General features: G+C 59.9%; 15 protein-coding genes. 8 read left to right on the top strand and 7 right to left on the bottom strand.

Annotated features, from left to right (window positions below; translation table 11 throughout):
• Positions 1-13: 13 nt before the first annotated feature.
• From J2046_RS05225 to J2046_RS05195, 7 genes are all read right to left on the bottom strand, one after another.
• On the bottom strand, positions 14-1042 hold the full coding sequence (locus J2046_RS05225) for an ABC transporter ATP-binding protein (protein WP_210050059.1): 1029 nt from the start codon (positions 1040-1042) through the stop codon (positions 14-16).
• Positions 1029-2654 (bottom strand): CocE/NonD family hydrolase, encoded by a 1626-nt coding sequence (locus tag J2046_RS05220; protein WP_233469590.1) that lies wholly within the window; start codon positions 2652-2654, stop codon positions 1029-1031. Before J2046_RS05220 ends, J2046_RS05225 begins: the two co-directional genes overlap by 14 nt.
• A 7-nt stretch (positions 2655-2661) precedes the next feature.
• On the bottom strand, positions 2662-3477 hold the full coding sequence (locus J2046_RS05215) for a creatininase family protein (protein ID WP_210050057.1): 816 nt from the start codon (positions 3475-3477) through the stop codon (positions 2662-2664).
• Positions 3478-3498: 21 nt separating this feature from the next.
• On the bottom strand, positions 3499-5013 hold the full coding sequence (locus J2046_RS05210; RefSeq protein WP_210050055.1) for a class I adenylate-forming enzyme family protein: 1515 nt from the start codon (positions 5011-5013) through the stop codon (positions 3499-3501).
• Positions 5014-5146: 133 nt separating this feature from the next.
• Positions 5147-6130, bottom strand: coding sequence for a LysR family transcriptional regulator (locus J2046_RS05205; protein WP_210050053.1), 984 nt, complete (start codon positions 6128-6130; stop codon positions 5147-5149).
• A 108-nt stretch (positions 6131-6238) separates the two neighbouring features.
• The gene (locus J2046_RS05200) at positions 6239-6418 is read right to left on the bottom strand and encodes a hypothetical protein (RefSeq protein WP_210050052.1); all 180 of its coding nucleotides are present in this window, start codon (positions 6416-6418) and stop codon (positions 6239-6241) included.
• Between the two features lie 207 nt (positions 6419-6625).
• A complete protein-coding gene (locus J2046_RS05195; protein ID WP_210050050.1) occupies positions 6626-7780 on the bottom strand; it encodes an ROK family transcriptional regulator in 1155 nt (384 codons plus the stop codon).
• A 207-nt stretch (positions 7781-7987) separates the two neighbouring features.
• Between J2046_RS05195 and J2046_RS05190 the strand changes: the two genes are divergently transcribed.
• The 8 genes from J2046_RS05190 (at position 7988) to J2046_RS05155 (ending at position 18224) form a co-directional block, all read left to right on the top strand.
• Positions 7988-9295 carry an extracellular solute-binding protein gene (locus J2046_RS05190; protein WP_210050048.1) on the top strand — a complete coding sequence of 436 codons (1308 nt, stop codon included), beginning with the start codon at positions 7988-7990 and terminating at the stop codon, positions 9293-9295.
• A gap of 59 nt (positions 9296-9354) precedes the next feature.
• On the top strand, positions 9355-10245 hold the full coding sequence (locus J2046_RS05185) for a carbohydrate ABC transporter permease (protein ID WP_210050047.1): 891 nt from the start codon (positions 9355-9357) through the stop codon (positions 10243-10245).
• Between the two features lie 3 nt (positions 10246-10248).
• Positions 10249-11166 (top strand): ABC transporter permease subunit, encoded by a 918-nt coding sequence (locus J2046_RS05180; protein WP_210050045.1) that lies wholly within the window; start codon positions 10249-10251, stop codon positions 11164-11166.
• A gap of 1 nt (position 11167) precedes the next feature.
• Positions 11168-12274: an ABC transporter ATP-binding protein gene (locus J2046_RS05175; protein ID WP_210050043.1), complete on the top strand. Its 1107-nt coding sequence runs from the start codon at positions 11168-11170 to the stop codon at positions 12272-12274.
• An 11-nt stretch (positions 12275-12285) separates the two neighbouring features.
• Positions 12286-13113 carry a glycerophosphodiester phosphodiesterase family protein gene (locus J2046_RS05170; protein WP_210050041.1) on the top strand — a complete coding sequence of 276 codons (828 nt, stop codon included), beginning with the start codon at positions 12286-12288 and terminating at the stop codon, positions 13111-13113.
• Between the two features lie 307 nt (positions 13114-13420).
• Complete coding sequence (locus J2046_RS05165) at positions 13421-15364, top strand: PrkA family serine protein kinase (protein WP_210050040.1); 1944 nt, start codon at positions 13421-13423, stop codon at positions 15362-15364.
• A 20-nt stretch (positions 15365-15384) separates the two neighbouring features.
• The gene (locus J2046_RS05160; RefSeq protein WP_210050038.1) at positions 15385-16662 is read left to right on the top strand and encodes a YeaH/YhbH family protein; all 1278 of its coding nucleotides are present in this window, start codon (positions 15385-15387) and stop codon (positions 16660-16662) included.
• The gene (locus J2046_RS05155; RefSeq protein ID WP_210050036.1) at positions 16659-18224 is read left to right on the top strand and encodes a SpoVR family protein; all 1566 of its coding nucleotides are present in this window, start codon (positions 16659-16661) and stop codon (positions 18222-18224) included. The genes J2046_RS05160 and J2046_RS05155 overlap by 4 nt, the downstream gene beginning before the upstream one ends.
• Positions 18225-18235 lie beyond the last annotated feature (11 nt).

The raw sequence follows: 18235 nt of genomic DNA, 5'->3' as shown, positions 1-18235 counted from the left end.
TCCCCTTGTTCGTTTAGATGAATGTGGCGCCACCTGGCTGGGTTTGGATGCTGCAAGACGTCCCGACGGGCGGAGGCGGCATATCCGACGACACGATCAGCCTGATCGTGCCGCATGCGGATTGAATGTCGGCCTCGTAGGTGTCGCCTAAGAAAGCCGAATTGACGAGCGTGCCGGAGACATTGAGCGGTCCGGGTTCGCTGGAAATCCTGAGACGGGAGGCGCGCAGCACGAGCCGGGTGGCGCCCTCCGGCGCACCGTCGCAAGTGAGCCCCGGCGCCGCGAACCGGCCGTTTTCCGTTCGCCCTTCGATCACCGTTCGGGCGCCGAGGAAAGAGGCGGTGAAGGGGGATTTCGGCCGGTCGCAGAGGTTCACCGGCGATCCTATCTCCATCAGCAGCCCCTTGCTCATCACCGCCACACGGTCGGACATGGCGAGCGCCTCCTGCTGGTCGTGGGTGACGAAGACCGTGGTGATGCCGAGGCGCTGCTGAAGGGAGCGGATTTCACTGCGCATGTCGGCGCGCAGGTGGGCGTCGAGGTTGGAAAGCGGCTCGTCGAGAAGCAGAACGTCCGGCTCGATCACCAGGGCGCGGGCGAGCGCCACGCGCTGCTGCTGGCCGCCCGAGAGCTGGCCGGGATAGCGGTCCTGATAGGCGCCGAGGCCAACCGTTTCGAGAGCGGCGGCGGCCTTCTCGCGGCATTCCGCGTTGCCGACATGGCGCATGCGCAATCCGAAGCCAACATTGTCGAGCGCCGTGAGGTGCGGAAAGAGCGCATAGGACTGGAAAACGACGCCGATATTGCGGGTATGCACGGGGCGGCGGCTGATATCCTCGCCGCCGAGGATGATGCGTCCGCCCGACGGTTGGATGAAACCGGCGATCATCCTGAGCGTCGTCGTCTTGCCGCAGCCCGATGGGCCGAGCAGCGAGAGCAGTTCTCCCTTGGCGACCTCGATCGTCAGGCCGTTGACCGCGACGGATTCGCCGTAGGTCGCAGTGACATTGTCGAGCGTGAGATAATGTTTATGCGGCGTCATCGGAAACCCTGGGCATGATGAGGCGGGAGCCTGCAGCCCCGCCATGGTGAATGGAAATCGGAATGGGCCGGCGCGCCATGTCCGACGCCGGGGCAAAGACGCCGTTGCCGGGGTGGATTTCGAAGGCCGCCGCCGCCGCGCCCTGCAAGGACAGCCGCAGCCTGAACCCGACCGGAACCGTCAGGCAGATGGATCGCAGGGAAATGCGCGCGAGAGTACGATGGGCATCGTCGATCCGGGCATAACCGGTGGAGACGACTTTCGCTGCGCCATCAGGGCCGACCAGCGACAGAGTCGCACAGACATCGCAGCCCGGGGATAGGGAGGCTATCTCGATCTCGGCCAGGACCTTACCGATAAAGGTCGTCGCGGCGTCGAACGGGAGGGTCGTGTAGACTGCCACATCGGCGCGGTTGTCGGCAGCGGAGCGGTCGGCAAATCCGGACGGCGTGCCGAGATGGCCGCCGACAAGCGGGGTCGGACGGAAGGGATCGTGGACAAAGGTGTCGCGGGCCGGCGACGACGGCCCGGCGTCGAGGCGGCCGTCGCTGACCATCGCAGCGGCGAGCCCAGACGATGACAGTAAGAAGGACGTGTCCGCCGCGGGTGGAAGCGAGGGAAGCGTCCACCAGCGTCGAAGCCCCATGTCGAACAGCCGAGCCGTCGCCGGCCGATCTCCTTTATCCTTCAGGTAGAAGTCGAAGAAAGCGATCTGGGCACGGTCGACCGGGAACTCGGCCTCCGGCCCCATGTCGGCGCCGCCGCTCATCCTGTTCCAGGGCGCATGCGTCCATGGCCCGATGACGAGATGGGAGGTTTGAGGGTTCTTCCGGCGGAAAGCGGCGTCCGCCGCCCAGGTGCCCTCCAGAAAGAAATCAGCCCAGCCGCCCGTATGGAATACCGGGATATCGAGCGGGTCATCCTTGAGGAGGACGCCTGGAGAAACCGTGTTCCAGTATGTTTCGTCGTCCTCGATCCATCTCCTCAGATGCGAGAGGTCCGGCCGGGCAACGAGCAGGTCCCGGAGGGCGCGGTCGTTTCCTGCTCCGTCGATCGTGGAATAGGCCTCGCCATCGTCGTTGCGGGCTGCCTTGAGCTTCGCCATCTGTGCGGCCCAGTTCACATTCAATCCGAGCCGGAACGCATTGCCTTCATAGGCCCAGTCGTCGCGCGGCATCCAGGATGCCATGGCCGGGGCGATCGCATCGGGCCGGCGGCCCTTGCCGGCAAGCGCAAGATACTGCGTCATGGCCTGGTAGCTGAAGCCGTAAAGTCCGAGCTTGCCGCTGCAGCCCGGAAGAGATGCTGCCCAATCGAGGGACTGCGCGCCATCTTCTACTTCGTTGACGAAGGCTTCGAAATCCCCATCGGAATCGCCGCAGCCGCGGACATCTTGAACGACGACGATATAACCATGCGACGCATACCAGGACGGATGCGCCAGCGCGACCGTCGAGGCTATGGCGCGCCCATAGGGCTGTCGCATCAGGAGCACGGGGTAGAGGCCTTGGTTCGCAGGCCGGTAGATATCCGCGACAAGCACGATACCGTCGCGCAGTACGAGTTCGGCCCTTTCAGGCCCGATCACGTCGTGAGGCGTCCGGTGGTGCATCACGTCGTCAGCCCCTGTACATCGTCTTGTCGGTGATGCGGTCGAGGGGGAATTCGAGAACCTCCCTGATCAGCTTCAGGAGATTGCGGGCGCTACGCTCCACGTGTTCGCGGCCGCGTTCCGCATCGGCGGCTGCTGCATTGCCGCAGGCGCCGGACGGCTGGATGTCCTGGGTCTGCCATCCATAACCGATCCGCCCCTCCGGCATCAGCAGACCGCCCGCCTTTTCCAGTTCGACGGATACGGGCACGAAATCATCGGCGAACTGCATGTCGATCAGTTCGGGATGGAGATGTAGCATGACGCTGGTTTCCGCCTCGCCGCCGTGAATACCGTGTTTCAGCTCGTGTTCGCTGTAGAGGTCGGAGAAATCGGCACCGGCGCTTGCCCAGGCGCTGACGGCGAACATACCGAGCTTTACCCGCAATTCGCGGCAGACGATTTCCATGACCTGAGGCTGGCCGCCATGCGAATTGACGAAGATGATCTTGCGGCAGCCGGCCCGGTAGGCGCTTTCGCCGAGCTCGAACCACATTTTAGCGAGCGTATCGTAGTTGAAGGTCAGCGTGCCCGGATAGGCCGTATGCTCCACCGACTTGCCGACTGGCATCATTGGCAGCACCAGCACCGGCAGGTCGTCTTCCATCAGTTCCACGGTCCTTGCGATCGTGCTGGCATTGATCGCCGCATCCACGCGCACCGGCAGGTGCGGACCATGCTGCTCGACGGCGGCGACGGGCAGGATGGCGACGAACTTCTCCATGTCGAATTCGGAAAAATCCCTGGTCGTATGATCCCACCACCAATGCGACTTCAGCTTCATGGATATGTCCTCGATTTCGTTTCAAGCCGCCGCGGCGCGCGCGGCGAGTTCGGCCTTGGCGATCTTGCCGGTGGGGGTCATGGGAAGCTCGGCAAGCGAGACCACGGTCATGACGGAGAGGTCGTAGGGCAGAGCATCGGCGATCTTCGCCTTGATCTCCTCGCCATCCAGCGGCAGGGTGGCCTGCACGAAGGCGACCGGACGGGTTGCGATCGCCGCATCGGGCACGCCGACGACGGCGGCCTGTTCGACGCCGGGTACTGTCGAAAGCGCCTCCTCCACATCGCGCGGATACCAGGTCTTGCCGTCGACATGCAGGAGTTCGGAGCGGCGCCCGAGCATGGTCACGAAACCCTGGCGATCCATCGCGCCGATATCACCGGTCCAGAGCCAGCCGTCCCTCAGCGTCTCGGCCGTCTTTTCCGGCTTGCCCCAGTAGCCCCACATGAAGCCGCCGCGCAGTGCGATCTCACCCACCGTTCCGTTCGGCACTTCGGTGCCGTCTGCATTGAGAATGCGGACTTCCTTATCGGGCAAGGGCATTCCGGCGCGACGCGTTTCGATGTCTTTCCTGTCGAGCTTCGGAAAGCCGAGCGCGACGAAGCCGCCGAGTTCAGACTGGCCGTAGCTCTCGACGAGCGGAAGCTCCAGCTTTTCGTGCCAGCCGGCCTTGAGGAGGGGCGGAACAGGTCCGCCGCCCGACATGCACATGCGCAGCTTCGACGGTGCATGTCCGCGGGCAACGGCCTCGTTGAGGACCTCGTTGAGGATCGGCGGATTGGCGATCAGCATAGTCGCACCACGCGTTTCCAGTGCATCGAAGCCCGTCGACGGCGTCCACTTGCCCATGACGTTGATGGCGGCGCCGCGGGAGAGCTGCGGCAACAGGTTGCCGACGAGCTGATAGGAGCTCGACAGCGCGCTCGGACCGAAGGAGACGTCATCGGCGGCGATCTGCAGACGTTCGGCGATGCAGCGCGTCGCTCTGACCGTCGGTTCGTGCTTGAGGCAGGCGCCCTTCGGTCTGCCGGTCGTGCCGGAGGTATAGGAGAGATGGGCGATCGCATCCTCATTGCCGGGGTCGGCAGGCACGGGAAGCGCTGCGGCCATCAGTTCGGGCAGTGAATGGGCGCCTTCCTGCGGGCCGTCCATGCAGACCAGCGCCCGGATGCTCGCAACACCGGCCGCAGCGCCTCGGACCGGCCCTTGCATGTCATGGGTGTAGACGACCACCGTCGGTTCGTGATCGGCGAAATAATAGGCAAGTTCGCCAGCGAACTTGACGTTTACGAGGGCGCAGATCGCCCCAAGGCGCCAGCAGCCGAGCATGGTGACGAGATAGTCCATGCCGTTATGGGCAAAGATCGTCACCCGGTCTCCCGGCCGTACGCCGAGGTCGTGGAGGGCACCCGCGGCGCGCTCCATGGCACCGACGGCCTCCGCATAGGTCAGGCTCCTATTCCTGTCCACCCAATGGAAACAGGCGTGGTCCGGATCACGGTTTGCACCGTCCAAAAGCAGAGTGTGCATCAACATTCGCATTTCCCGGTCTTTATGCTCAATTATTCAGCATGCATTATGCGTGCCTCAAGCATGAGCAAAATTGCTCGCGGGGTGAATGTCTCGCTCGTCAATACTAGGTATAGACGGGGGCTTATATATCCGGGGTTCAAGAGGCTGCGAGGAGTTCGGATGTCGTCGGCACGGCATGGAGGGTCTGGTCGAAGCGGCGGGCCACGGAGCGCACCACGCTGCGGAGCCATTGATTGGCGCCGCTGGCATGGGCTCGTTCATGCCAGAGCAGATAAAGGTTCATCTGATCGAATTCGCGGGGCGCCTCGACGAGCTGGAGCTGATTGGCCGGAGCGTGCTCGACGATATACTCGGCATAGGGTCTGGCGGTGGTGAAAACGAGGTCGGTTTCGGCGAGAATGGCCGGGATGAGGGCGTATTCCGGAACGGACATGGCGATCCTGCGCTTCAGGCCAAGCTGGGACAGCCGCCCGTCGATCGGACTGTAGAAGGCGCTCGATCCCGGTGTCGGCGACACGTGATCGGCATCGAGATAGGTTTCGAGGGAAAGCCTGCCGCGCCGCGCGAGCGGATTGGATTTCTGTACCACGCAGGCGATGTCGCAATGCAGAAGCGTTGTGGACTTCAGGCTCTGCTGAGGTGCCGGCCAGTTGCCGATCACGAGATCCACGCGCCCCGATCCGAGCTCATCGATCAGATCCACCTTTTCGGAGGGAGCGAAGAAATCGACGGATATGCCGGGCGCCTTCTGCCGGATGCTGCTCGCGAGCGGCGGAATGAGGAAGGCGCCGAAACAATTCACGGCAGCAACGCGCATGCGGCTCTGGACTGCGCCCGGATCGAATTGGTTGGTCCGGTTGATGGTGTTCTTGAGGCTTTCCAGCATGGCGCCGAGCGAAGCGACGATTTCCTCGCCGCGCTCAGTGAGAACAAGTTTCTGGCCGCTGCGGACCAGCAGTGGATCGGAGAAGATCTCGCGTGCCTTCTTCAGTGATGCGCTCACGCTCGGCTGGCTGAGGCCGAGCAGGACTGCCACTTTCGAGACGTTCCTCTCGGTGAGCAGGAGATAGGTGGTGTGCAGCAATCGGATGTCGATCGAAGGGTTGATGTTCGCATACACGGCCGTATCCTCTCGCAAGCTGGCGGCCAATCTCCGATGCAAGCGATGTGCCATGCGCGTCAGGGCTGCCGGCGCTCGAAGCCGATAACAGCTCTTTCTTCCCGACCGTTACGTATTGTTGCGGCGGATCAGCCTGGGCACGTACCAGACCAGGAGCGCGGCCACGACAATCAGCAGGAGAGAGACGATCATCTGATAGACGGGGTAGCCGATGTCATTTTCCGAGACGAAGAAGGCAACGATGACACCCGCTGCCGACAGTATTGCCTGAGCGACGATCCTGACCATCCGCGCATCCTTTCCGTTTCATTTTGGAATTCGTACAACCGTGGAGGTGAACCTTTTGAAGGTCTCCGCTCTGAAATTCCCTTAAGACCTCCAGAGTTGATCAAGAGGTGGATGCCAATATGCCTGTTGGAACCGCGGGCGAGTTGACATGAGTCAAAATCCATCGCCCTCTCGTTGGACCGTATGATTTCGAGGCGTCAGTTAGGCTCAATAGAAGGTTGAGTGGAATGGCGTGATCGCGGCCCCCATGGCCGAGGCGTCGGTTCCTATCTCCGAAATGATGAGCTTTGGGCTGGGGCGATGTACGCCGTAGCGCGGTCGATCATAAATGCGGGTTCGCTCAATCAACATCTGCGCAAGATCGGGCGGGACCTGGCCGCCGAACACGATCGCCTGTGGATCGACAACGGCCCGGATGGCATTGATGAGACGATTGTATGCGGGTGTGATCTCTTCCACCCATTCGGCAACGCCGGGCCAGTCCGGGTCGAAATGTTTGCGCATATAGCTGATCGAGGGCACGTCAACGCCGTTGCGGTTCAGCCGTTCGATCAGATATTGCAGGGCCGGCCGGCGTTTCGATTCCTCTATGTCGAATATCCCGGAGAATTCCCCGGCGTTGCCGTTGCCGCCGAGCAGCAGTTCTCCATCGCTGATCAACCCGCCGCCGAATCCGTAGTTGAAGCTCAGATAGGCAAAGTGCTTGATGTAGCGCCCAACGCCAAACATCGATTCGGCGATTGCTCCGGTATTGGCGCCGTTGTGGACCCAGACCGGCCTGCTGAAAAAGTCGGAAAGGAGAGGTCCGAGCTCGATCAGCGACCATTCATGCAGGGGCAGCGGCGCGTTGTAGCGTGTACCGCCGACATGGTAGCCGGAAATGGCAAAGCCAATGCCAAAAAAGCTCTCCGATGTCAGGCTGTTCTGCCGCTGCAATTCAACCATTTGTTCGCGAACGAGATCGAGCGACCGGGCCATGGTGTGTTCGCGCAGTGTTACGCTGCTTTCGCCGAGAATGTTGCCTGCCAGGTCCATCAGGCAGATGCCGATGATGTCGGTGTTGACCGAGATACCGCAGGAATAGGCATGGCGGCCGTCAAGCCTCAGTGTCGGGCTCGGCTGGCCGCGGCCAAGGCCGGGCTTCGGCGAACCAAGGGCAACGACGCCGCGCTCCGCCAGTTGGTCGATGATCCGGTAGACCGATTGCTGCGTGAGGTCGGTATGGCTGGTGATTTCGGATCGGGAAAGGCCTGGGTGGCGCCAGATCAGCTTCAGCAGGTTGCGCTCGTTCGGCGATACGACGCCGCCTTCGCTGGCGCGCAGAAATTGGGGGGCGATCGACGCTTCCGGAGAATAGCTCATTATCATACCCCCTAGACTGACAAGCATTACCATAAAGGTGTAATAATTGCCGCTTCGCGTATTGCTTGTCCACTTCCCGATTCCTGCATAGCTGCGCTCTCCTTCGAGGGCAAGGGTTTCCAGCCGTCATCCTATTGTTACACTTTAAGTGTAATAAGGCCACGTTCAGGGCCGGCAAGGCCAATCCCAAAACAGGCGAGGGCAATTATGAAGATTTCCGTTCTGGCGGCAGCGACCGCCCTGGCGATGTGCGCGGGTGCAGCACATGCCGCCGATATCGAATTCTGGTATGGCAATACGGGCAATGTCGAGACGGCCATCAAGGCCCAGTGCGATGCCTTCAACGCCGCGCAATCCGAACATCGCGTCACCTGCGTCGGCCAGGGCAGTTACGAAGTCGGCATGCAAAAGGCGATCGCCGCCTATCGCGCCAAGAACCACCCGGTGCTGATCCAGTTCTTCGATGCCGGCACGCTCGATCTGCTGCTGTCCGGCGCCGTGGTGCCGGTGCAGGACGTGCTTCCCGATGTCAACTGGAACAACTACATCGCCGGCGCCCGCTCCTATTACGAAACGTCGAACGGCAAGCTTTATTCACAGCCCTACAATTCCTCGACACTGCTCTTCTACACCAACAAGACCGAGCTGGAAAAAGCCGGCGTCAGCAAGACCCCGGTGACCTGGGAAGAGATCATCGAAGCTGCCCGCAGGCTGAAGGCCGCCGGCCATGCCTGCCCGTTCGTTACGGATGGCGATACCTGGCGCGTGCTGGAGCAGTTTTCGGCGCGTCATGGCCTGCCGATCGCTTCCAAGCACAACGGCTATGACGGCCTCGACGGCGAATATGTCTTCAACACCACCTTCGCCGCCAAGCATCTCGCCAATCTGGTCGAATGGCGCAAGGAAGGTCTGGTGAAGCTCAATGCCGATACCAAGGCCGGCAATTATACCGCTGCCTTCAACACCGGCGAATGCGCGATGATGGAAGGCTCCTCCGGTTCCTATGCTGCTTCCGCGAAGGCTTTCGAAGGCAAATACGAGATCACCGTCGGCATGGCGCCGATGTACCAGGGTTATGAGCGCCACAATACTTTCGTCGGCGGCGCGTCGATCTATATCATGAAGGGGCATGACAAGGCGGAAATCGAAGGCGCCAAGGCTTTCCTCGATTTCCTGCGCCACCCTCAGCAGCAGATGTTCTTCACCGCCGCGACGGGTTACGTCCCGGTCACCAACGACGTGCTGGACGTCATCGCCGAAAGCGGCGAGGCGGACTCTCCCAAATATGCGACGGCCGCAATCGGCATCGAATCGATGAACCAGCCGCACACGCCGGACACCCGCGGCATCCGCCTCGGCTTCTACGTGCAGTTCCGCGAAGTCTTCATGGAGGAAACCCAGAAGGCGTTCGCCGGACAGCAGACCATGCAAGTGGCGCTCGACAGCGCCAAGAAGCGTGGCGACGAACTGCTGCGCCGTTTCGAGCAGACCTACAAGGGTGCGAAGCTCCCCTGATCCTGGCGCGGCCGGTACGGGTAACAGCCCCGTGCCGGCCTCATTTGTAGGTTTCATGCATGTCTTCGGATTCCACTCTCTTCAGCAATCGCTGGCTGCCGGTCCTGCTGGTGGCGCCGATGATGCTGCTGATCGCCCTCTTCTTCTACGTGCCGATCTTCCAGGCCTTCTACTGGTCCTTCTTTCTGGAACGACCTTTCGGCGGCGGCTCGGAATTCGTCGGGCTCGACAATTTCGCCCGGGTGCTTGCCGATCCAGAATTCTGGAAGGCGGGCTGGCGCACCATCATCTTCATGGTGACCGCGTCCTCGCTCGCGGTTCTGGTGCCGCTGATCCTTGCAGTGGCCGCCGATCGGAAGATCCGCCTGTCGCTGCCGGCCCGCAACGTGCTGGTCTGGCCGAAAGGCGTGGCGGGGGCTTCGATCGGCGTCGTCTTCGCCTTCATCTTCAATCCGTTCGTCGGCATCCTGGCGCCGCTCAACAGCATCTTTCCGGGCATATGGGCGCCTGGCATCAATGGTACCGACGCTTTCATCACGCTGATCGCTGCACATGTCTGGGGTGGCATCCCGTTCAATTTCGTGATCCTGCTTGCAGGCCTGCAGTCGATCCCGCGAACCATGCACCAAGCGGCAGCGATGGACGGGGCAGGACCATGGCGGCGCATCTTCGACGTGCAACTGCCGCTGATCATGCCGCAGCTTTTCCTGACGCTGGTGCTGGAATTCACCGAGAGCGTCACCTCGGCCTTCGCCTTGATCGACACCATTACCAACGGCGGTCCGGGCGGCGCGACGACGTTACTCGTCTACAAGATCTATATGGACGGGTTCAGCGGGTATGACCTCTCCGGCGCCTCGACCCAGACCGCAATCCTGATGGTCTTCGTCATCATCCTTACCGCCGCCCAGTTCATCTTCCTTGGCCGGCGCGTCAACTACGAGCGGTGAGCCATGGTCGAAAACGCACGTTCCCTCAACATTATCGCGAGCCTCATCCTGGTCGTCGGGATGATCTACATCCTTGGGCCGCTCTACCTGACGCTCTCAACGGCTTCGCAATCCTACGAATTCATGCTGCGCAACGGGCTCGCCTGGTATCCGGGCGACCAGTTTCTCGCCAACATGGCGAGCATCTTCACGGAGACGCGCATCCCGATCCAGATGCTGAACAGCATGGTGGTCGCGTTCAGCAATGCGGCTGCGACCTGCGTCCTGTCGTTCCTTTCGGCCTATGCGATCGTCTATTTCCGCATCCGCTGGGCGGGCGTCGTTTTTGCCCTCATTCTCGCGACGATCATGCTGCCGCTCGATATCCGCGTCATCACCACGTATCAGGTCGCTTCGAACATTTTTTCTCCGCTCAATGCCGTGCTCGACGCAACCGGTCTCAACGGCCTGATCGCAGGGATATTCGGCACTCCCGTCCAACTAGAACTAAGCGTGCTCAACACGCATTTCGGGCTGGTCGCGCCGCTTGTGGCGCATGGCACCGGCACGTTCCTGTTCCGGCAGTTCTTCCTAACGCTGCCAAAGGACCTGTTCAAAGCCGCCCGCATGGACGGAGCCGGACCCACCCGGTTCCTGTTCGATATCCTTCTGCCGCTGTCGCGCACCAGCTTTGCCGCCCTTTTCGTGCTGACCTTCCTCAGCGGCTGGACGCAATATCTGTGGCCGCTGGTTGGCGCTTCGACGCCCGACATGCAGACCGCCGTCGTAGGATTGGCACGGCTGGTTCCGGATTCGGATGGGCAGGTGCCTGACTTCCCGATGATCATGGCCGGGGCCGTGATCGTTTCCATCATCCCCCTCGCAATGATCGCGCTCCTGCAGCGCTACCTCGTGCAGGGCCTCGTTCTTTCGGAGAAATGACGTGAATGCTATCGACACGGCCATTCGCGCGGCTGCGGCCGATATCAAGCTTATCGGCGTCACCAAGGCCTACGATGCCCAGACAGTCGTCATCCCGCCGATGGATGTCGAGCTCAGGGCCGGCGAGTTCACAGTCGTGCTCGGTCCTTCCGGCTGCGGCAAGTCCACGCTTCTGCAGATGATCGCCGGGCTTGAACGGGTGAGCGACGGCAAAATCATGGTCGGGGGCCGGGAAGTGCAGGACCTCGAACCAAAGCGCCGCGGCTGCGCCATGGTGTTCCAGAACTATGCGCTCTATCCGCATATGACCGTGTTCGAGAACATGGCCTACAGCCTCAAGGTCGCCGGTGTGCGGAAGGCTGAGCGTGCCGCGCGGGTCGCGGCGGTCGCGAGGATGCTGGCTCTTTCCGACTATCTCACCCGCAAGCCGGGCCAGCTTTCCGGCGGCCAGCGCCAGCGCGTCGCGATCGGTCGTGCCATCGTGCGTGAACCGAACGTTCTTTTGTTCGACGAGCCGCTTTCCAATCTCGATGCGCAGCTTCGGCACGACATGCGCGTCGAGCTTTCGGAACTCCACCGGCGCATCGGCGCGACCTCCATCTTCGTCACTCACGACCAGGTGGAGGCGATGACGCTTGCCGACCGTATCCTCATCCTCAACAAGGGCCGGATCGAGCAGTTCGATACGCCCAAAGCGATCTATCACCATCCGGCTTCGGTCTTCGTCGCCAAATTCATCGGCGCGCCGCCGATGAACATCCTGCCGGTGACTGGCGATGGTTCCGTGCTGCGGCTTGCCGATGGGCAAATCGTCGCCGAAGCTCGGTTGACCGGCAGCTATCAGCTCGGCATCCGCCCCGAAGACATCATTGTGGGGATCAAGGCAGACGGCCATGCCGTTCGCGCAGTCCTCCGATTCCGCGAGGACCTCGGTTCCCACTCGGTCCTGGCGGCCGATCTGGCCGGATCGGTGATCCGAATCGCCACGCCTTTCGGCGCCGACCTGATTAATCAGCCCGAACTTTTCCTGAACCTGCCTGCTGCCCGGCTGCATCTCTTCGATGCCGAAACAGGCCGAGCCACATGCCGCGCATTTGCTGCTCAATGAAAGAAAGCCTCATGACCTATAAAGACTTTATCGCCTCGCCGGCGCGCGCCTGTGCTGTTGTCGCTCATCGTGGTGCCTGGCACGGCGCTCCCGAAAACAGCCTGGCGGCCATCGAAAACGCTATTGCTCTTGGCTGCGAAATCGTGGAGCTCGATATCCGCAAGAGTGCCGATGGCGAGCTTTTTTTGATGCACGATGACACGCTTCGGCGCATGGCAGGCATCGACCGCGAAGCGGAGAGCCTTACGATGGCGGAACTCAAGGCGCTGACCCTGCGGGAAGACGACGGCGGGGAAGGCCGCGCGATGACCGATCAACGCATTCCGACGTTGAGGCAGGCGTTGGAAGTGATTCGCGGACGCATCTTTGCCGATCTCGATCTCAAGGATCGTGGACTATTTCCGGAAGTTGCCGCTTGCGCGCGGGCGATGGATGCCCATGCGAGCGTCGACCTCAAGACCAAGGTTCACAGCCGCGCGGAAGTCGCCTGGGTGCGCGCCCAGAAGATCGACGGCGTGCCCTTCATGGGCATGGCACGTTTCACAGCGGAAGGGCTCAGAGAAGAACTCGGCATTCTCGCCGAGCTTTCGCCCTTCATGTGCGAAATCCGTTTCGACAGTCTCGAAACGATCAGTCTTAACCGCGAAGCCTTCATGAGGGCTGGCATGGCGCTCTGGGTGAATACACTCGATCAGCCCGGCAGCGGCGAGTGGACCGACAGCGCGGCCCTTGCCGATCCGGACGCGATCTGGGGCAGGCTGATCGACGCCGGCATCAGCGTTATCCAGACCGATCAGCCAGAGGCGCTGAAATCCTACATCAGGTCACGTCATCTGTGACAAAATGCCTGATTCGCGTCTGCGCGATTCGGATCCGGCACAGGTCATTGTTGGCGTTGCACCATTCCAGGCACTGGAAGAGCTGGGATCCCAATGCCTGCTTCTTTTCAAAATTTGATCAGGATCATGTCTCTCTTGATGGGCGCGCGATAAAACAAATCGTGGAAGCACATTTTTTTGCATTGCCATAGGGAACCTACAGGTGTCCTATGAAGTCTAGAGACATATAGATTCAAAATGAATTGCCGCATCGTATGTAACCTTTGCGGCAGTTGAGCTGTGGCAACACCTTGAATGGAAGGGCCCCATGCTGAGTGAATCCTTGTTCGACACTTTCACGCGGAACTATGAAGCGCGGCGCGAGACCGACATGTCTGTCGCTGACTATCTGGAGCTGTGCAAGAAAGACCCGATGGCCTACGCCAATGCGGCGGAGCGCCTGCTTGGGGCGATTGGCGAGCCGCAGATAGTCGATACGTCGAAAGATGGGCGGCTCGGCCGGATTTTCATGAACCGGTCCATCCGGACCTATCCGGCATTTGCCGGCTTTTACGGCATGGAAGAAACGATCGAGCGTATCGTTTCCTTCTTCCGTCATGCCGCACAAGGTCTCGAAGAGCGGAAACAGATCCTTTATCTGCTCGGTCCTGTCGGGGGTGGCAAATCATCTCTTGCGGAGCGGCTGAAGCAGTTGATGGAGGTCAACCCGATCTACGTCCTGAAGGCCGGCGATGAAATCAGCCCTGTCTTCGAAAGCCCGCTCGACCTCTTTGATCCGATCACTATGGGACCGTTGCTGCTCGATGAGTACGGCATTCCGACGCGTCGCCTCAGCGGACTGATGAGCCCGTGGTGCCTCAAGCGGCTTGATGAATTCGGCGGCGACATATCCCGTTTCCGGGTGGTGAGGATGCAGCCCTCGCGGTTGCGGCAGATAGCAATTGCCAAGACGGAGCCGGGTGATGAGAATAACCAGGACGTCTCCTCGCTGGTCGGCAAAGTCGATATCCGCAAGCTCGAGAACTACTCGCAGAACGACCCGGACGCCTACAGCTATTCAGGCGGGCTCAATCGCGCCAATCAGGGCGTGCTGGAATTCGTCGAAATGTTCAAGGCGCCGATCAAGATGCTGCATCCGCTGCTGACGGCGACGCAGGAAGGAAACTACATGGGAACCGAGAATATCGGTGCCATTCCGTTTTCCGGCATTGTCCTTGCACATTCGAACGAAGCTGAATGGCAAAGCTTCAAGGCCAACAAGAACAACGAAGCTTTCATTGACCGCATATGCGTGATCAAGGTGCCTTATTGCCTGAGGGTGACGGAGGAGCAGAAGATCTACGAGAAACTGATCGAGGGATCGGAACTGGCCGACGCTGCTTGTGCGCCGGCTACGCTCGAAATGCTTGCGCGCTTTTCGGTGCTCTCACGCCTTCGCAAACATGAGAACTCGACATTCTTTTCGAAGATGCGGGCCTATGACGGAGAGAGTCTGAAAGAAACCGACCCGCGGGCCCGAAGCGTTCAGGAATATCGGGACGCAGCGGGTGTCGATGAAGGCATGGACGGAATATCGACACGTTTTGCCTTCAAGGTGCTTGCATCGACGTTCAACTACGACACCACCGATATCGGTGCGGATCCGGTGCACCTGATGTATGTTCTTGAACAGGCAATCCGGCGCGAGCAGTTTCCGGAGGAAACCGAGAAGCGCTATCTGGAGTTCATCAAAGCCGATCTTGCTACACGCTATGCGGAGTTCATCGGCAATGAAATCCAGAAAGCCTACCTTGAGTCCTATGCGGATTACGGGCAGAATCTGTTCGACCGGTATGTTGCCTATGCCGATGCCTGGATCGAAGACGTCGATTTCAAGGATCCGGACACCGGACAGCTTCTCGACCGGGACTTGCTCAATCAGGAATTGACGAAGATCGAAAAGCCAGCCGGGATCGCCAATCCCAAGGATTTCAGAAACGAGATCGTCAAATTCAGCCTGCGTGCGCGGGCCAACAACAGCGGCAAGAACCCATCGTGGACGAGCTATGAGAAAATCAGGGAAGTGATCGAAAAAAGGATGTTCTCTCAGGTTGAGGACCTTTTGCCGGTGATCTCCTTTGGTTCGAAGAAGGATAGTGAAACCGAAAAGAAGCACAGCGAGTTTGTCTCGCGTATGGTCGCGCGCGGCTACACCGAAAGACAGGTTCGACGTCTTGTGGAATGGTACATGCGCGTAAAGCAGGCGAGTTAAATGCTCACTTAGGAGCCCACATGCACATCATTGACCGGCGGCTTAATCCGCGCGGTAAAAGTTTGGAAAATCGGCAACGGTTTCTTCGGCGCGCGAAGGACGCCGTGCAGCAAGCGGTCAGACGATCTTTGCAAAGCGGTAACATTCGCGATGTGCTCAACGGCGGTCAAGTCAGCATTCCGATAGGAGGAGTGGCCGAACCAAGCTTTCGCAGAGGTGAAGGCGGGGTGAGAGACCGGGTTTTGCCGGGTAACAAAGATTTCGCCGAAGGGGATATCGTGCCACGCCCCGAGGGAGGGAGCGGGGGCAGACCAACGGAGGCAGGCGAAGGCGATGCCGAGGACGATTTCCGCTTTGTCCTGACCCGGGAAGAGTTCTTGGATATTTTCCTCGATGATCTTGAACTACCCGATCTTGCGAAGCGGCGATTGAGCGAAACCGAGGAAGTAACCCCGACCCGCGCAGGTTATACCGTTTCAGGTTCTCCTTCCAACATTGCGGTTGGCCGGACCACACGTCTGGCCATGATGCGGCGTATCGCGCTTCGCCGACCGAAGCCGGAAGAGATCGAAGCGCTGCGGCGTGAGATCGAGGAATGCGAGAGTGAGGAGAAGCGTCTGGCGCTCGAGGCGGAGTTGAAGTCTCTGACGGACAAGAGCCGTCGCATTCCCTATATCGATCCCTTGGACGTGCGTTATCGCCGCTTCGAAAATACGCCGAAGCCGGTTGCGAAGGCCGTGATGTTCTGTCTGATGGATGTCTCGGGCTCCATGACGGAACACATGAAGGATCTGGCAAAGCGCTTTTACATATTGCTGTATCTCTTCCTGTCGCGGCGTTACGAGAAAGTGGAGATCGTCTTCATCCGGCATACGGAAAAAGCGGAGGAGGTAGACGAGGAGACCTTCTTCTACGGCCCTGCGACCGGAGGCACCCTGGTTTCGAGCGCGCTTTTGGCTATGCGTTCCATTATTGCCGCACGTTTCGATCCGACAGACTGGAACATCTATGCGGCGCAGGCTTCGGATGGGGACAACTCCTATTCGGACGGAAGCCTGGTCGGCCAGTTGCTGCAGTACGAAATTCTGCCGCTCTGCCAATATTTCGCTTATATCGAGGTCGGAGAGGAAGGAGAGGATTCCTCGACATCCGACTCTCCGATCTGGAACCTTTATGAAGGTATACGCTCCGATATTCTGCCTCTTGCGATGCGCAAGGTCTGCCGGCGAAACCAGATATTTCCCGTCTTCCATGACCTTTTCCAGAAGCAGCAGGCACATTCGAAGACAGAGCCATGATCAAGACCGTAAAACAGCGAGGGGGTCTGCTTTTTGAAGGCTCAGATTGGGATTTCCCAACGCTTCAGCGCATTCATGATGCCTGCGAGGAAATTGCGCTTGGCGAACTAGGGCTCGACGTCTACCCGAACCAGATCGAAGTGATCACGTCGGAACAGATGCTGGATGCCTATTCCTCCATCGGCATGCCACTCTTCTATCGCCACTGGTCCTTCGGTAAGCACTTCGCTCACCACGAAGCTTTCTATCGTCGCGGAATGCGCGATCTGGCCTATGAGATTGTCATCAACAGTTCCCCCTGCATTTCCTATCTCATGGAGGAGAACAACGCCACGATGCAGGCGCTGGTCATCGCGCATGCCGCATTTGGCCATAACCATTTTTTCAAGAACAATTATCTCTTCAAGCTCTGGACGGATGCCGAAGGCATTCTGGGCTATCTTGAATTCGCAAAAGGCTACATCGCCCGTTGCGAAGAGCGTTATGGCGAGACTGCGGTAGAGCGAACGCTGGATGCTGCCCATGCGCTGATGTCGCATGGCGTGCATCGTTATGCCGGGAAGACGAAGGTCGACTTGCGGCAGGAGGAAAAGCGGGAGCAGGAACGGCGGGCACACGAGGAGCAGGTATTCAACGATCTCTGGCGCACGGTCCCTGCCGGCCACAAGCGCAGCAGGGCTGATATCAGCCTTGACAAGCGGCGCGCGGCACTTGGCTTGCCACAGGACAACATCCTTTACTTCCTTGAAAAGTCGGCTCCGCGGCTGCAGCCGTGGCAGCGTGAGATCCTGCGCATCGTCCGGCATGTCGCCCAATATTTCCATCCGCAGCGCCAAACCAAAGTGATGAACGAGGGCACCGCCACCTATGTTCATTACAAGATCATGACGAGGCTGCACGAACGCGGACAGATCGGTGACGGGCACTATCTCGAATTCTTGAAGTCGCACACCAATGTGGTGTTCCAGCCGTCCTATGATGACCGGCGCTTTTCCGACTTCAACCCCTATGCGCTCGGCTTTGCGATGATGCAGGATATCGAGCGTATCGTGACGAACCCGACCGACGAAGATCGCGAATGGTTTCCGGACATCGCCGGGCGAAACGATCCGGTCTCCGTGCTGCGAGATATCTGGGCCAGCTATCGGGACGAAAGTTTCGTCGGGCAGTTCCTCAGTCCGCACCTGATCCGCCAATGGCGCCTTTTCCAGCTCCACGACGATCCGGATATGTTGGACGGCATTCTTGTGTCGGCCATCCATGACGAGCGTGGCTATAGGCGCATTCGTCGGCAGCTTGCTCGCGAATACGACATCGGCTGGACGGATCCGGGAATAGAAGTTGTCGATGTGGATCTTGCTGGCGACCGCCGTCTGCTGTTGCAGCATAAGGTGCTCAACGATTGGCCTCTTGACGAGAGCGAGACCAAACTTGTCCTCCAGCACCTTGCCGATCTCTGGAGCTATGATGTCCTGCTGCAGGAAATCGACAGCTCAGAGAAGGTGGTGAAGGAACATGTAGCGCATCCGCGTTCCTTGTTTGCGGATTCTCGATTTTCCTGAGAAGTTCTCGG

The sequence above is a fragment of the Neorhizobium petrolearium genome, assembly GCF_017873175.1.
GTDB lineage: Bacteria > Pseudomonadota > Alphaproteobacteria > Rhizobiales > Rhizobiaceae > Neorhizobium > Neorhizobium petrolearium.
The sequence above is the reverse complement of the archived record's forward strand: the minus strand, read 5'-3'. Positions and strand labels throughout refer to the sequence as shown.

Coding starts and splice junctions, on each gene's coding strand:
- J2046_RS05195 (WP_210050050.1), bottom strand. CDS start 7,780: ATGAGCTATTCTCCGGAAGCGTCGATCGCCCCCCAATTTCTGCGCGCC.
- J2046_RS05210 (WP_210050055.1), bottom strand. CDS start 5,013: ATGTTGATGCACACTCTGCTTTTGGACGGTGCAAACCGTGATCCGGAC.
- J2046_RS05155 (WP_210050036.1), top strand. CDS start 16,659: ATGATCAAGACCGTAAAACAGCGAGGGGGTCTGCTTTTTGAAGGCTCA.
- J2046_RS05170 (WP_210050041.1), top strand. CDS start 12,286: ATGACCTATAAAGACTTTATCGCCTCGCCGGCGCGCGCCTGTGCTGTT.
- J2046_RS05160 (WP_210050038.1), top strand. CDS start 15,385: ATGCACATCATTGACCGGCGGCTTAATCCGCGCGGTAAAAGTTTGGAA.
- J2046_RS05185 (WP_210050047.1), top strand. CDS start 9,355: ATGTCTTCGGATTCCACTCTCTTCAGCAATCGCTGGCTGCCGGTCCTG.
- J2046_RS05225 (WP_210050059.1), bottom strand. CDS start 1,042: ATGACGCCGCATAAACATTATCTCACGCTCGACAATGTCACTGCGACC.
- J2046_RS05165 (WP_210050040.1), top strand. CDS start 13,421: ATGCTGAGTGAATCCTTGTTCGACACTTTCACGCGGAACTATGAAGCG.
- J2046_RS05190 (WP_210050048.1), top strand. CDS start 7,988: ATGAAGATTTCCGTTCTGGCGGCAGCGACCGCCCTGGCGATGTGCGCG.
- J2046_RS05180 (WP_210050045.1), top strand. CDS start 10,249: ATGGTCGAAAACGCACGTTCCCTCAACATTATCGCGAGCCTCATCCTG.
- J2046_RS05215 (WP_210050057.1), bottom strand. CDS start 3,477: ATGAAGCTGAAGTCGCATTGGTGGTGGGATCATACGACCAGGGATTTT.
- J2046_RS05220 (WP_233469590.1), bottom strand. CDS start 2,654: ATGCACCACCGGACGCCTCACGACGTGATCGGGCCTGAAAGGGCCGAA.
- J2046_RS05200 (WP_210050052.1), bottom strand. CDS start 6,418: ATGGTCAGGATCGTCGCTCAGGCAATACTGTCGGCAGCGGGTGTCATC.